At 41.6% G+C, this 13157-nt stretch carries 15 protein-coding genes; 4 read left to right on the forward strand and 11 right to left on the reverse strand.

What is annotated here, in order from left to right; genetic code table 11:
* Window positions 1-19 precede the first annotated feature (19 nt).
* The 10 genes from B4Z90_RS03180 to B4Z90_RS03225 form a co-directional block, all read right to left on the reverse strand.
* Window positions 20-1192, reverse strand: coding sequence for a FecR family protein (locus tag B4Z90_RS03180; protein WP_286801370.1), 1173 nt, complete (start codon window positions 1190-1192; stop codon window positions 20-22).
* 104 nt (window positions 1193-1296) lie between these two features.
* Window positions 1297-1902 (reverse strand): RNA polymerase sigma factor, encoded by a 606-nt coding sequence (locus B4Z90_RS03185; protein WP_075993613.1) that lies wholly within the window; start codon window positions 1900-1902, stop codon window positions 1297-1299.
* 398 nt (window positions 1903-2300) lie between these two features.
* Window positions 2301-2747 (reverse strand): hypothetical protein, encoded by a 447-nt coding sequence (locus B4Z90_RS03190; protein ID WP_286801373.1) that lies wholly within the window; start codon window positions 2745-2747, stop codon window positions 2301-2303.
* 11 nt (window positions 2748-2758) lie between these two features.
* Window positions 2759-3373 (reverse strand): CHAP domain-containing protein, encoded by a 615-nt coding sequence (locus B4Z90_RS03195; protein ID WP_286801375.1) that lies wholly within the window; start codon window positions 3371-3373, stop codon window positions 2759-2761.
* Window positions 3292-3678: a hypothetical protein gene (locus B4Z90_RS03200; protein ID WP_286710043.1), complete on the reverse strand. Its 387-nt coding sequence runs from the start codon at window positions 3676-3678 to the stop codon at window positions 3292-3294. The genes B4Z90_RS03195 and B4Z90_RS03200 overlap by 82 nt, the downstream gene beginning before the upstream one ends.
* A gap of 89 nt (window positions 3679-3767) precedes the next feature.
* The gene (locus B4Z90_RS03205; RefSeq protein ID WP_286801378.1) at window positions 3768-4409 is read right to left on the reverse strand and encodes a DUF6266 family protein; all 642 of its coding nucleotides are present in this window, start codon (window positions 4407-4409) and stop codon (window positions 3768-3770) included.
* A gap of 588 nt (window positions 4410-4997) precedes the next feature.
* Window positions 4998-5285, reverse strand: coding sequence for a helix-turn-helix transcriptional regulator (locus B4Z90_RS03210; protein WP_286801380.1), 288 nt, complete (start codon window positions 5283-5285; stop codon window positions 4998-5000).
* 48 nt (window positions 5286-5333) lie between these two features.
* Window positions 5334-6077 (reverse strand): LytR/AlgR family response regulator transcription factor, encoded by a 744-nt coding sequence (locus tag B4Z90_RS03215; protein WP_286710040.1) that lies wholly within the window; start codon window positions 6075-6077, stop codon window positions 5334-5336.
* A gap of 1 nt (window position 6078) precedes the next feature.
* Entirely contained in the window at window positions 6079-7107 is a 1029-nt protein-coding gene (locus B4Z90_RS03220; RefSeq protein WP_286710039.1) for a hypothetical protein, read from the reverse strand.
* A 46-nt stretch (window positions 7108-7153) separates the two neighbouring features.
* Window positions 7154-8035: a hypothetical protein gene (locus tag B4Z90_RS03225; protein WP_286710038.1), complete on the reverse strand. Its 882-nt coding sequence runs from the start codon at window positions 8033-8035 to the stop codon at window positions 7154-7156.
* Window positions 8036-8570: 535 nt separating this feature from the next.
* Here B4Z90_RS03225 and B4Z90_RS03230 point away from each other — a divergent pair.
* The 4 genes from B4Z90_RS03230 to B4Z90_RS03245 all read left to right on the forward strand — a co-directional run bounded on the left by B4Z90_RS03230 (window position 8571) and on the right by B4Z90_RS03245 (window position 11733).
* Window positions 8571-9563: a helix-turn-helix domain-containing protein gene (locus B4Z90_RS03230; RefSeq protein WP_286801383.1), complete on the forward strand. Its 993-nt coding sequence runs from the start codon at window positions 8571-8573 to the stop codon at window positions 9561-9563.
* A 21-nt stretch (window positions 9564-9584) separates the two neighbouring features.
* Window positions 9585-10457, forward strand: a complete 873-nt coding sequence (locus B4Z90_RS03235; RefSeq protein ID WP_286801386.1) for a hypothetical protein — start codon at window positions 9585-9587, stop codon at window positions 10455-10457.
* 96 nt (window positions 10458-10553) lie between these two features.
* Complete coding sequence (locus B4Z90_RS03240) at window positions 10554-11225, forward strand: MauE/DoxX family redox-associated membrane protein (RefSeq protein WP_286801388.1); 672 nt, start codon at window positions 10554-10556, stop codon at window positions 11223-11225.
* 163 nt (window positions 11226-11388) lie between these two features.
* Window positions 11389-11733: a hypothetical protein gene (locus B4Z90_RS03245; protein WP_286801390.1), complete on the forward strand. Its 345-nt coding sequence runs from the start codon at window positions 11389-11391 to the stop codon at window positions 11731-11733.
* A gap of 67 nt (window positions 11734-11800) precedes the next feature.
* On the opposite strand, the gene B4Z90_RS03250 is transcribed toward B4Z90_RS03245, so the two are convergent.
* Window positions 11801-13156 (reverse strand): RagB/SusD family nutrient uptake outer membrane protein, encoded by a 1356-nt coding sequence (locus B4Z90_RS03250; protein ID WP_286801392.1) that lies wholly within the window; start codon window positions 13154-13156, stop codon window positions 11801-11803.
* Window position 13157 lies beyond the last annotated feature (1 nt).

Genomic DNA, 13157 nt, shown 5'->3' on the forward strand with positions numbered 1-13157 from the left:
ATTAATTATTTTTAGGTTATTACGGAAGTACATGTATTTTTTTTCCGTCTATTCTGAAATGAACGGCACCCGTTTTTTCGAGCAGGCTTAAGACCTTTTGAACATCATCAAAACGCGATATTCCGCCACCAAATTTCTCGGTCGTTTTTTTACCCTGATAGATGACCTCCACATTATACCAGCGTGCCACCTTGCGCATGACGCTTTCGATATCATCTCCATCGAACATAAATTCGTTGTTTGTCCAGGCAATAACCGGCGCTGTATCTATTGGGCGGGATTTTAGCACCCCACGAGCTGTAAGGGTCGACTGCTCACCCGGTGCTAATAGCAATTTTTGACTGTGGGAACTGACCTGTACACGACCTTCCAGTAGGGTGGTCTGTACCGCCGTTTCGTCGGCATAACTGTTTACATTGAAATGGGTACCGAGCACTTCGACCTGCTGAGCTGCTGCCTGCACAATAAAGGGGTGTTTGGAATCCTTCGCTACTTCAAAATAAGCTTCGCCGGTGAGTGTGACAGTTCTGTTTTTTTGATTTGCAAAACGAACCGGATAGCTGAGCGAAGAAGCCGCATTGAGCCATACTTGTGTACCGTCAGGTAGCTTAATCCGATAGGTTTCTCCTTTGGTTGTCGATAAGGTATTTTGCTCGATTTCGCCCTGCGACTTATCGCTGACTTCGTAAATCAATTGGCCATCCGTTGTTTTAGAGATTCTTATACCCGATTCTTCCGCAATCCGACCGTTTTGTGTTTCATGTAGATGAATCTGCTTGCCGTTGGCCAGCGTTAAGGTCGCCGATTGTTTTCCGGGTGATATCACATGTTGTGCAGCTTGCGGAGATACGTTTTTAGTTTCAATGGTAAGAAACCAGCGACCAATAATTAATAGTCCGATAACAGCAGCTGCGCTTGCGCCAATACGTTTCCAAGTCCATAGCGATTTTGTTTTTGGTTTATTGATCTGGAGATGCAATTGGTCCCAGGTATTATCCAGTACGGCCAATAAAGTTGGATCGTCCAACAGATGTTGATCGACGGGATCGTCCAAAACCTCCTGGATGAGTTCTTGAAGTAATATTTTATCCCTGCCTGATTTTACATAGGACAAAAACGCACGGGAATTTTCTTCGCTAAGTTTTCCCTGTATATATCGCCTTAACGTATATCGAAGTGTTTTCTTTTCCACAATTGGTTATCCTCTTTTCAGCTAATACACTTCAGCGGTAAACGTCATCTGCTCTACCTGCAAATTTATTTTACTTTTTTTCTGTGCAATGAAAATTAGATGCGTTAATGCTGTTGGAGAAGTATAAAAGAAATAATGAGCAATGTGGATTTATCCAGGATCCCATGCTTCTCTTTGATATATTTCGTGGCTTTTACGATATGGTCGTTAATCGTGGATGTCGATATACTCAATAAGTCGCTTACTTCGGCATAGGTTTTGCCCTCAATTTTACAAAGTTTATAGATCAATTTGCGTTGTGGCGGCAGTTGGTCAATGGTCTGCGACAACCATTCTTCATATTGCTTTTCATAGAGTTCTTCTTCGACGTGGCTGTACATGGCTGTATTGTGAAGGCTAAGATATGCCTGAACTTGTTTTTCGAGGTTATTTCGCCGGATAAAATTATAGACGGTATATTTGGCGATCTGGAATAGATAAGATCGAAAAGACTGCTCGGGATCAATCAACTCCCGCTTATCCCATACTTTAATAAATACTTCCTGTAATAGTTCGACTGCGTCTTCTTCGGACTTGACCATCTTACGGATATTGAGATAAATACGCCCACTATACCTACTGTAGACCTGCCGAAAAGCACCCTGGCAGCCAGAACGCAGGGAGATCAAGACAGACTTCTCTTCAGTATCGTCGTATTTTTGTGCGTACATTGTCACGTTTTACCCTTTCATTACTAGCAAAGATTGCTATTTGTTTATAATATCCGGTTATTGATCTCCAATCTTAACATTTGCTTACAAGCTAATAAGCGTCACAAAAAACAATTACATGATGCAGGAATATTTCATAAGTTGGTCTTTCACGCACTGTGTCTAGTAATTTGTGGATTACTCCCTTAATCTGGTTACGAACAAATATAATAAAACTAAAACGGTTTTGCTTTTTTAAATAAAAATTTAAAACGATTAACAAATTTTGATTTTTCTCAAACATGCATAGCAGGAATTCATCCGGCACATAAAAAGGAGACTACGATTTTACTTCGTGTCTCCTTCATAGCCCAACAGTACCTGTCGAAGCTTTTCTTCAGACCTCCTTCCCACGCTTACTAGGGCAATAGGTGAGATCGGCCCCATCGCCAAAGAAGAAACAGGAGCAAGGCGAAGCCCATGATCCAAACCTGCTGGGCAGAGCGCATTTGGCTGCCGCTTTTTTCATGACTGACCTGCTTTTGTTTTTCCTGTTGCCTTTTTTCAGCCAGCTCCAGTACCTGTTTACTGACTCTTTTGGCTGACTCATGCAATACTAAACCTCCCGACCGGGCAGACAGACCACTATCGGGATAGAAACGAAAAGTGCTGTCCGTCCAAAAGTACCAAAGGCGGGAAAGCGTATCCTGATGGTCGGAATAAAGCCTTCGGAGTTGCTCGGTATACTGCCGCCGCGTATCCGTTTCTTGTTGTTTCTGATATTTTTTATTTTCGTAGATCTTACAGGAGACCAGCAAGGATAAGAGTCCCCCATAAAATATCACCTGGCATAGCCTTGTTTTCATCCTTCCTCCTTTCAGTCCAGCCAATTTGAAAACGCATAAATAGTAGTCAAGGGACGCCGCTTGCACAATACACGATTATCCACATTTCCTTCCACAGTCAGGATCCAATTACCCTCCTTTTTGCGCACAATCCCTACATGATTGATACGCTGGAGACTGGAGCTATAGATCGCAAAGAGATCTGCCTGTTGGATGCTACCCTGCGCGATCTGTGCAGCTTTATACCGACGCGCCAACGGAAAAAGTGCCGGACTCCAGGCATTGCGCGGAACAGCAAGGCCCGCCTGGCCATAACACCAGGAGACAAAAGCCGCACACCAGGCATGGCCCTTTCCAAGACCAGTATACGCTAGGTATTCCTCGACCCGCTTGCCATCGTTATTGCCTCTGGCTTCCTGCACACCAATTTCGTGTACCGCAATATCGACAATGCGTTCGCGTACACCCGAACAGGTGTAGCGTTTCACTGATGGGTCATGCACCTGCTCCAGCCCAGAGCTGGTATTTGGGAGCTCAGCATAACTGCCTGACTGCTCCTTATCGGCTATAGCAGCATTGCCAGCACCGCCAAGAAAGAGAACAGCGACAGAAAGAAAACCGAAAAATAAATAACGCATTGTTGCCATGATGTCAATTGATTAAAGTGAACACTAAATTGCTGACGAAAGAGCTTAAAAGGCTGCCAGAGGATCTCCTGTAGCCAAAAGCAGCAGTAGATAATCAATAGTGCCGCCAAAACGGCAAAGAACAATACCGAAAGAATACCAATATCCAATACCCCTGCCGTGGGATCTATCGCTTGCAACAGAAAGCCTGCAGCAATAAAAAATACCATAAGACAGACCAGACTAATGCCCAGTACCCATCTCCCTGTCAAAGGCCAATAGATATCCTCGATATCCGCGACCAATTGTTGTTGTACTATTTTCATTTGTTTGATTTTAAATTTTACCTTATCGAATCAATTCGTTTCAAAAAAAGAGCTGCTCCCGAAAGAGCAGTCTCCATAAATCCACGCAGCTAGGTGAGCACAAATTCACCTAAATACTGACTGCTTGATGTCATCACTCCGTCCCGATGGATGTTAAATACCCAGCCGACTATTGTCTTACCGGTATAGCTGTCTGGCAGCGTAATATCCACTGCGGCATCAAGTCGTGTAGCACCTTCAAATGCAAAAAAGAGGTTTTCTGTTACATCGTACAGAATCACAAGGACCTGATCGTCATCAAACGCATTGAAGCGGTTTCCGATCGGATCCCAGGTCAACGACAATACTTTCGGAAAAGCTTCAACTGTCTGTAATCCTACTAGTGCGGCCAATCCTCCGCTTGCTATTTTGACCGCCGAAAAATCAATCGTAAAGTTGGGATAAGTCCCCTGAAAAGCATTATTGATAAATTGTTTGAAAGCTACATTGTAGCCCGTTTTGTTTCTTTGTTTGCTATCTGAAAACCCCAGCATCAGGATATCTTTAATGGATTTGAGAAAACTGGTCGTCATCCCAAACTTCATGCGCTGTGCCAGCTGATCTTCCGATGCGGCCTTTGAACTTTTCTTTGGAAGCGAGCGTACATAGTCTATACCCCGCCAGGAAGAACCTACGATGTTACCCACTTTACCCTGGTATGATCCGTGAATTCCTTTTATAAATCTTGCCATACTATTATTTTTTTAAAATATTTAACCATCATGTGGCGCTGCAGGCAGCCACGATATCGATATCATGACACTAAGGTAAAGTGCTTTAGAAGCGCGTTTGGCCAAATGGCGCCATCTTGCGCCATTTGTCTGAAAATGCCATTTATGGCGACATAAAAACCGAGCTATAGGTCGGAAAATACCGTATTTTCGGGGGGTGTCGATACAGACTCACGCGCTTCTCGCTTCGACATTCTTTGTCAGTTTGTGGCTATTTTTAGGCCGTCCAAAGGCTGCTGCATTGCCAATATGACAAGGTCTAAGCAGATAAACAGCAAAGAATAGGCAGAGAAATGGCAAAGAAACACCAAAGAACAGGCAAATAAATACCAACGGATAAGCAAAGAAATATCTAAGAAAGACTAAAGGATAAGCAATAAAGTAGCCTAGTATAGGTAAGCCATCGGTAAGGAAATGGCAGGCCAGTATACTAGCAATACCAAACCATTACGCCACAACAAGTAAAGAATTGGCCATAAATCAGCAATGAAAAAGAGAATAAAAAAGGCCAACCTTTTCATAAAAGATCAGCCTTCTAAAGACCAGAACTCAAATTAGTCCCTTAGCGATACTCCGCTTGATCGCATCCTGTAGATCCTCTTCGCGGTAGTAATGTTTGTTACCCAGATAAATGGGCTTAAGGACACCTGATTTCACCCAGCGGTTGTAGGTTCGTTCGGAGATGCCTAATCTTGACACCACAGCCATGCGGGTCATCAATTCGTCCACATTCCAACCTTTATCTTGCTTCCCCTTGGGAAGTAGATGATGGGCCATAAAGGACAATCTTTCGTTGATTTCAGTCAACAAGTCAACAATTTTGTCTAATTGTTTCATACATAATTTCATTGGTCAATACCATGAAATGAGGGCAGCCCTACCCTTTTATCTATTGTTCTGTTTATAGGCCTCATATTGATGCCTAAAATTATCTTTAAAGTATCTTGTCATAACAATGCGGAAGCCATTCCTTGGTTTTACCAGATACAATTCATCCGGACGCACAAGATCAACCATGGCCAAATTCACCAATGTATTATTCCGTGGCCGGGCAAACCGGTCTGACGGAAGTTCCGATTGCAGATCGTTCAGAGTTCCCCTAAATTGATATTCTTCTTTTTCCAAAAAAATATCAATTGTATTATTCTCCACACTAGCATAATAAATTTGCTCCACTGCGATGTCAATCATTTCGCCTTCCAGACTCTTTATTTTCAAACTTTTTACATCCCTATTTTTTCTATCCGATTTCCTATCCACAATTTCAATTACATCTTCCATTTTGGATTTTAACGCATTGAAACTAATCTTCTTACTGAAATAGGTGCAGAACCCCGCTTCGTTAGCTTTAAAAACATAATCTGTGTGTGCCGAACAGGCCACCATTACCGGTGGGTTGGGGATGAGTTTCGACAATTTTATACCATCTATTTCTCTATCGCTGAGATCCATATCAAGCATCAAAATATCGACCTCATTTTCTTTTAAATAAGTGATGGCCTCTATCGGATTTTCGATAATCTTAATCTCATCGTTGATAAAAGGAAGTTCTTTAAGCGACATCAATACATACACCAAAGACTGTGGCATATCGTCAACAATTAATAGGCGGTAATTTAGTTTGTTCATATTAGTTCAAAAAGTTTAGTTTCAAGTGCACAGAAAAAATGCCGTCATCCTGCTTCGCTTCCATCGATGAGGTATAATCTACGAGGGCTAACTTGGCCTCCAACAGCGCAAAACCTGTCCCCGAATGAACGAGTCCTTCTTTTGGCGACCAACTGTTGTGACAGTTTACAACGAGGCCGGCTGCCGTATAGCTAATTTTATAGGAAACAGGATATTCGACCGAAATATTGGCATGCTTTAGGCAATTCTCCAGCGGAAAGAAGAGCACACCTGTCGGAATATCCGGATAGCGGATATTGTCGTCGCTCTCACGGCTATATAATACAGTTCCCTCCCCATAATACATTTTTAACAGCCGCACAAAGCATTCCAGATGATCCACTTCATCCACAACTGTAGCCGTTTTCTTGAGCTGTTCCACTTCTAACAAGTAAGCTAAAAATTGAATAATATCACGTTTTGCCGTTTTGTCTTTAGGGACGTCGTTAATCAGCATTTCACCAAATTTATTGGCGAAAACCGAGGTCAGAAAATGCGAGGTATATTTTATTGCCACGGCGCGGTCGCGGTATTGTTTTAGATCTTTGTTGAGCTGGCGCTTGCTTCTTACCAAATAGATTGCGCCATAAGTCAGACAGGCGAATATCGCAAATAAATTAGCCGTCATATAACCAGAAATGAGTCGCGCGCGAAATGCAACATAATTTTCAGGTAAGCCAACTTCAAAGAAAACAACACCCAACCGTGGAAGAAAACTATGCACCAAAAAATCTATGAAGGGAATAAACGTGAACGTGAGGAAAAGATAGATTATCGCGTTTACCACAATTTTAAACAAGCTTCTACTCCAAGCTTGCAGGATCAAATAGGAAATCAATATACTATAACCCAAATACAGCGAAATGACAATACTAATTTGAACCAAAGGAATATGATAGTCATCACGAAAGTAATTTAGTCCGCCTATGATCGTAAACAGAACTACGAAGCAAAAGAAATGCAAAGACGGTAAAATATAAACGTTTTTCATGATGAAAAATACAGTATAACTACCTGAATTTACTTACATTTTATTTTTACAGGAATTTGTAACAAAAATATTTCCTATTAAAACAACCTTTCCTTCCATTTAATTTCAGTTTAATGCAGGTCTGCTCCTTATCTTTATGAGCTAGCTCCGCTGTATAAGCAACTATATCATAGCAATTCATTTCATGCAGATATCCCCAGCATTCCCATTTCCAGGGCTGGTCGTCTATTTCAATAGCCAGAAAATTATAGAGGCCTTGCATACAGCGGCTGATAAAAAATTCTCGCTGCTCATTTTTATCACGAACAATAGGCGCTCCATAGCTGAGCCGATATCGCTCATCCATGATCCTATGGGAAAGTGGTACAACGGGTACCTTTAGTAGGTAAGCCAATAGGCCAATTCCGGTACGGACATAGATCCGATTGGCCAAAAAATCAATGGCTACTTTTTTATGCCTCGACTCAGATACGCCACTGTTTCCATCTGCAAAAATCAATAGATGCCTTCCCTCTTGAATAGTACTCCTGGCCTTTAATAGTACTGATGGATCATCACTAATCAGGTAACGGAATTTTAATCCCCTTAACCGCATTTCTGTTTGCATTTCCTGCATCTCGCCATTTTGGGCCAGGTATACCTTTTTATCCATCAATATATCGAATTGAATCCCCTGATCGGCCAGCACCCATGGTAATTGTGCATGAAAACCTAAATGGTACAGGCAGATAATCTTAGGGCCTCCGTCTTTTAACACGTTTGGATCTAAAGCACTCCATTGTGCTACTGGGCGGAAAGGCCTGGCAATATGATAAGATTTCCATTGGTCATATAATTGGTAATGATCATGCCAGGCTATAGAGGGCATATAATAATGGAGGTGTGCGGAAAATAGCGCGAAATCCCAGGTATTGTATTTTTTTAACATGAATGATTTAAATTGGTTAATAAAAGGAGCGATGCTTTGGTAAAACTCCGCTCCCTATCGGGTATAAGGCTGCATTTTTTAGATGGTAAAGATCGGACATCTGTCGCCGGTAGACGCTTCCTCAGCGATAAACGGCAACAACTGTTCCCAGGTCAATGTCTGAACATTGTCTTCAATCAGTTCCATACTTTTTAAAATTTGATCATTTTTTGATTCCATTTCATAGTATCTACATGTTACACCATTTTCTGTCGCCGGGTTGTACCCTCCCTCCGCCAGAAATTAACTAGTCCATATTGGATCCAATGGCGCAAATATGTTGGTTAAACAAAACTATCTGAAAAAAAAATGTACATACACGGGAAATAGACAGTTGCAATCCATTTACCACAGCGATATGCTATTTACAGTGCGTAAAATACAGTCAGCCAATCGTGGTAGTCAGTCACAGGCAAAAATCAGTTATGTACAATTTTATTTGGCTCCTTCTAATTAAACTTCATAAAATCATCTTTTAACTATTTATATAACCGAGATGAAAAGAACTTACAAATTTTCTTTAAATGAGGATTTTAGCGCAGTCAACCAACCTCAGCAAACATTTAGTTACCCCATCCGCAATGCAGAGCAAATGCACTGGCAATCTACCGACAACCAGATCAGCGAGCAGATCTTCGATGGGCGGTATGCTTATCTTTATTACTACGAGTACCGGATCCAAAAGGCCATGAACCTGCAGGTTGAGATCACGATGAACGACCTGCATCTCATCTATCCTCAATTAAGTACAGGCCATATTTACGGCAAACGTATGGATCAATCCTTTACCTTCGAACTGTCAGAAGCAAAGGGTGCATATTTTTACCTCGCTAAAGGCTTTTACAACTTACATCTGCCAGTCGGCCATCACATTTTGATTGGCTTTATTGTCGATGCGGGCATGTTCAGACCACCTGTTCTACAGCAATTCTCTTTTATCAGACATCTTATCCAAGCCAGGAAGGAACAGTCTGCGGCAACACTTAAAAGTGCAGACTTTAGAGTAGGCCCGCTAACCATCAAATATTTGCGCATTCTATTTAGCAAGCTTAACCCCAATACGCTCAACAACGAGCATATCCTGCTCAGATATTTAATTTTTCTGGTTCATCTCAGCCGTTTTAAGCTTATCGAGGTAGAGGATCCGATCCTACCTCTCCCACAGAAAGCGAAAGAACTGCTCGACGTGATAGTCTTTCATCAAGGCGCAAAGACGCGCATCCATGAGATTGCTCAGGTCCTAGGTGTCGATCCAGTGATTCTAAGCCGCCAATACCATCAATTTTACGGTATTAGCATGCAAGACGAACGCAATATGCGCTTGCTGGCCTTCGTACAATTAACCATCGTGGAGCATGATAAACTTGGTGCTACTGCAGATGAGACCGGATTTAGCGGTCCGAGCGAACTCAACCGGTTTATAAAGAAGTTGACCGGCAAAACTGCATCGCAGTTTAAGGCCGAAATTGAAAAAAATCTCAAACGCTAAAAATAACCGATAAACTTAAACATGAAATTTAACAACAACAAAAAACTAGGCACTAAAATCACCCAAGAGATTCTTCAGGATGCTTATGAGGCCGTACCGCAACTGATGACCTTGTTGGCTCCGCAAGGCTGGCGAGAAAGTTCCTTCCATCAGGAGCTTATGGTCTGTCGCTATGAGTTCTACCATGAATTTCTCCAAATGGATGACTATTTATCCCCCCGGATCGACGTCAGGCGATCGGAAACGGATCAGGAAATCAGCTCCGAACCACCACTAAGTTTTGATGAATACCTCTACCTCACCTTTCCTCCATTGGGCAATGATCACCTGGAGCTCTTCTATATCCTATCCAGCATATTGATCGAAATTACCTTTACCTCTGCTCTCTATCGAGACCATGAGTTCGATGTTTACTATTTTGACGAAATGCAATGTGAAGGCATCATGATCCAGTTGGCGTATGTCAATAACCAGGTCGACAAAGAATGGGCTAATATCGCTTTCACGGCCTTTCCGCCACCCTATCTCGATGAGATGGACGTACATCACTGTCTGGAACTTTTGTTTACAATTCTAAAAAAGCATGGCTTTAAGCTGGATTATTGGCATGGTGAATTACTTTACATTGTAGAATTGCAAGATATGTATTGGGCTATTTTGTATGGGGATCTAGACTACGAAGAAAAAGATAGCCGGCGCCAGCAGATCAAATCTGATATCAGCGAAATCCTCGAGCGTTATGACAGCTCCTACATTGATCCGCTTAACCTATCGTCAATTGTCGACCTACTCAACCGACGCTGGGTATGCCCATTTGTATTGGCCTACCTTCATGTCTATGATGAGTTCCCCAAAGGCTACCCCTATCTGCTTTCAGATTATGAAGGCTACTGAAGATCGATATCAAACTTGGCATATCGCTCGATCAAATTTGGCCTAACACTAGGGCGGTATAAGAAGCTAATTTAGCGTTGTAAACTTAGTAAGCAGATGAACAATACAAATAGGCAGATCAGCCAACAAGATTTTCAAATTGGAAAGACCCCTTCGCTGGCGAAAGCGGGAATCCGATTATTGTCGCGATTTGCGATGCTGGTCATTCGCTTTTGCTTAGTTCATTGGAAAGAAATCGCGGTGACATTTTATGGTTCCTTAATGATGGGTCTTTGGATTTTCGTCGCTTACAACAAGATCAAAGGTTTTGAACAAAATATGGAAGGTATGCTCCGTCAACCGATTCCTAGATCTTTTGCGATCTTCTTGGCTTATGCCGTTCCTAGTAGTGAGCTCATCGCTTCACTATTGATCGGTTATAAACGGACACGGCTTCTCGGATTGGGCTTTTCCGCATTATTGATGATCGTTTTCACAATCTATGTGGGGCTAGCAATATTACATGTTTGGAGTGACAAACTTCCCTGTAGTTGTGGGTTGGTTATTCAGATTGGCTGGAAAGAGCACTTTGTATTTAATGCCTTCCTCATGCTGATCAGTTGTTGGGCCTTTTTACTCCAATGGTGGATATTAAAATCCAAACATAACCCAGATAAAATAAATACTATAGTTCGTAGTAAAGTCACCCGGTCGATGCCAATATTACGAAATGGAGTTTGGAAAAACCGGGATAGATTCTCGTCAAGTCAGGCGCTTACAAAAGAATAGTTTCGAAAAACAATAACGGATCTCTGGTTTCAGATTATTGGAGTGAAGGGCGCGTCTGCCAAAAGACATAAAATATACTGTTACCTCAAAAAACAACATTGAAAAAATTAGTAGGCAACAGTTGTAATAATAAATAGATCAATTATCATTAAAAATTAAGATTATGAAACTTCTAAAAATCTTCAAAACAAACGTAATGCCTATGCTGGGAATAGCAATTGCTGCCGGGTTATCAGTTGCTTCATTGACATCAGCAGGAATTGAAAGTGCAACAAAATTGGATGATAATCCCTGGTTCGAGCTAAATGGCACCGACCCATTGAATCCATCCGATTATTCAGGGCCAAAATCCAGCCCCGATGGATGTGAAACCGGTAATCGTGTCTGCGCAATTCAAGCAGAAATGGATAGTTCAAATCAGCCTAAGATCACACCAGAACTGCAACAAGAAATCAGTGATGCAACTACATCTGGCCAGCCGACAGAACATGTTCAGGTCAAAAATTAGTACGTCCAAATTCTTTGGCATTTAAAATAGGCCCTGAAAAGTTTCTTCAGGGCCTTGGTTTTACGCATCAGTTCTGTTCGATATCACTATTTTCGATAACAAGATCAGGTATTTTAAAGGCAAATAATTTTAGTTTTATTGGTGTCAATGTATGGGCTTCTCCATTGATAGTGCGTGACAGATCTGGTATTGTCCGTCCTTCTACCGCAAAGCGCTTGAGATCAGACCATCTTCTACCCCTATAAACCAGTTCTTTCCTCCTTTCCTTTAAGATTTCATCCAATAATTGTTGTGATTCTAACCTCTCATAAGGAACATATTCTGCCTTTTTGATCCGAAAAGATCGCAACAGATTAAGATCTTGCAGGGCGATATCATTTCTCCTTGTTCTTGCTGCGGCTTCAGCTCGTTGCAACAGCAATTCACCTACAGTAATCCCACTGAACATTAAACCTGATGTATTATTTCCATCATAATTTCCTTTAAAAGAATAATTTCCATCACTCCCTTTATGATAAAAAAGCGATAGCCGCAGATCAAAGGGCTCATAGAGGGATAAAAGTTCCTTTGCCACCCTAGCTCGAGAAGGAACCAGTGCCTGGCTTCCATTTAACAGTGAATAAAATATGATTTCTTTATTTGTCCGTACAAAAGGGATCGCATCTGTTTCCTTGAGGTCTTTATTAAAGTCCAACAATTCATTTTGATTATAGAAGATCGACGAATCTGCCATTTTATAAGCATTTTCATAATCCATCATATCCAGATAGAGATTAGCCAATATACTAAATGCCGCACTCTTATTCGGATACACAGATTGTTCCTCTGTCACACGCAATCCATTAGTTGATCTCGACAGGTCATCAATCAGGTACGCATAAGATTGTTGGATGGTCAATCGTCTGGATTTTGTTTCAATATCCGCTGATTCCCGTAAGGCAAAGCCCAGTTTAACTGCTGCACTGGCAGGATCAAATGCAACAGCATAAGCCTGCAGGATACGATAATAGTTTATAGCCCGATGAAATCGTGCTATCCCATCGAAACGGTTTCTATTACCCAGATCCTTATACTTTATCTTATCCAAACTTTCAAGAATAACATTTGAATACATGATCGGAGTATATGCCCCCGACCACTGCGACAAGATCATTGGCTGATCCGACCAGACATAAGCCAGACGATCATTTTCAAGGGTAATAGAATTCCAGGCTTGATCAGTCAAAAAATAATCATCTGCGGCTATTTCCATGATTCCGGGTTCGTTCCTATGCATGATCGTTGTATAGTTCAACATCATTTTTATATCATCCTCGGTCTGGGGTGTTGTTATTGTGCTGGCCGGTTTTTCTTCAAGAAATTTAGAACAGGACATTAACTGAAGGATCAATATAACGATCAAATATTTGGCGATTCTCATCATT

It is taken from the genome of Sphingobacterium sp. UBA5639 (assembly GCF_002421245.1).
Lineage (GTDB): Bacteria > Bacteroidota > Bacteroidia > Sphingobacteriales > Sphingobacteriaceae > Sphingobacterium > Sphingobacterium multivorum.

Coding starts and splice junctions, on each gene's coding strand:
- B4Z90_RS03185 (WP_075993613.1), bottom strand. CDS start 1,902: ATGTACGCACAAAAATACGACGATACTGAAGAGAAGTCTGTCTTGATC.
- B4Z90_RS03240 (WP_286801388.1), top strand. CDS start 10,554: ATGAACAATACAAATAGGCAGATCAGCCAACAAGATTTTCAAATTGGA.
- B4Z90_RS03200 (WP_286710043.1), bottom strand. CDS start 3,678: ATGAAAATAGTACAACAACAATTGGTCGCGGATATCGAGGATATCTAT.
- B4Z90_RS03225 (WP_286710038.1), bottom strand. CDS start 8,035: ATGTTAAAAAAATACAATACCTGGGATTTCGCGCTATTTTCCGCACAC.
- B4Z90_RS03235 (WP_286801386.1), top strand. CDS start 9,585: ATGAAATTTAACAACAACAAAAAACTAGGCACTAAAATCACCCAAGAG.
- B4Z90_RS03220 (WP_286710039.1), bottom strand. CDS start 7,107: ATGAAAAACGTTTATATTTTACCGTCTTTGCATTTCTTTTGCTTCGTA.
- B4Z90_RS03205 (WP_286801378.1), bottom strand. CDS start 4,409: ATGGCAAGATTTATAAAAGGAATTCACGGATCATACCAGGGTAAAGTG.
- B4Z90_RS03215 (WP_286710040.1), bottom strand. CDS start 6,077: ATGAACAAACTAAATTACCGCCTATTAATTGTTGACGATATGCCACAG.
- B4Z90_RS03190 (WP_286801373.1), bottom strand. CDS start 2,747: ATGAAAACAAGGCTATGCCAGGTGATATTTTATGGGGGACTCTTATCC.
- B4Z90_RS03245 (WP_286801390.1), top strand. CDS start 11,389: ATGAAACTTCTAAAAATCTTCAAAACAAACGTAATGCCTATGCTGGGA.
- B4Z90_RS03250 (WP_286801392.1), bottom strand. CDS start 13,156: ATGATGAGAATCGCCAAATATTTGATCGTTATATTGATCCTTCAGTTA.
- B4Z90_RS03195 (WP_286801375.1), bottom strand. CDS start 3,373: ATGGCAACAATGCGTTATTTATTTTTCGGTTTTCTTTCTGTCGCTGTT.
- B4Z90_RS03210 (WP_286801380.1), bottom strand. CDS start 5,285: ATGAAACAATTAGACAAAATTGTTGACTTGTTGACTGAAATCAACGAA.
- B4Z90_RS03230 (WP_286801383.1), top strand. CDS start 8,571: ATGAAAAGAACTTACAAATTTTCTTTAAATGAGGATTTTAGCGCAGTC.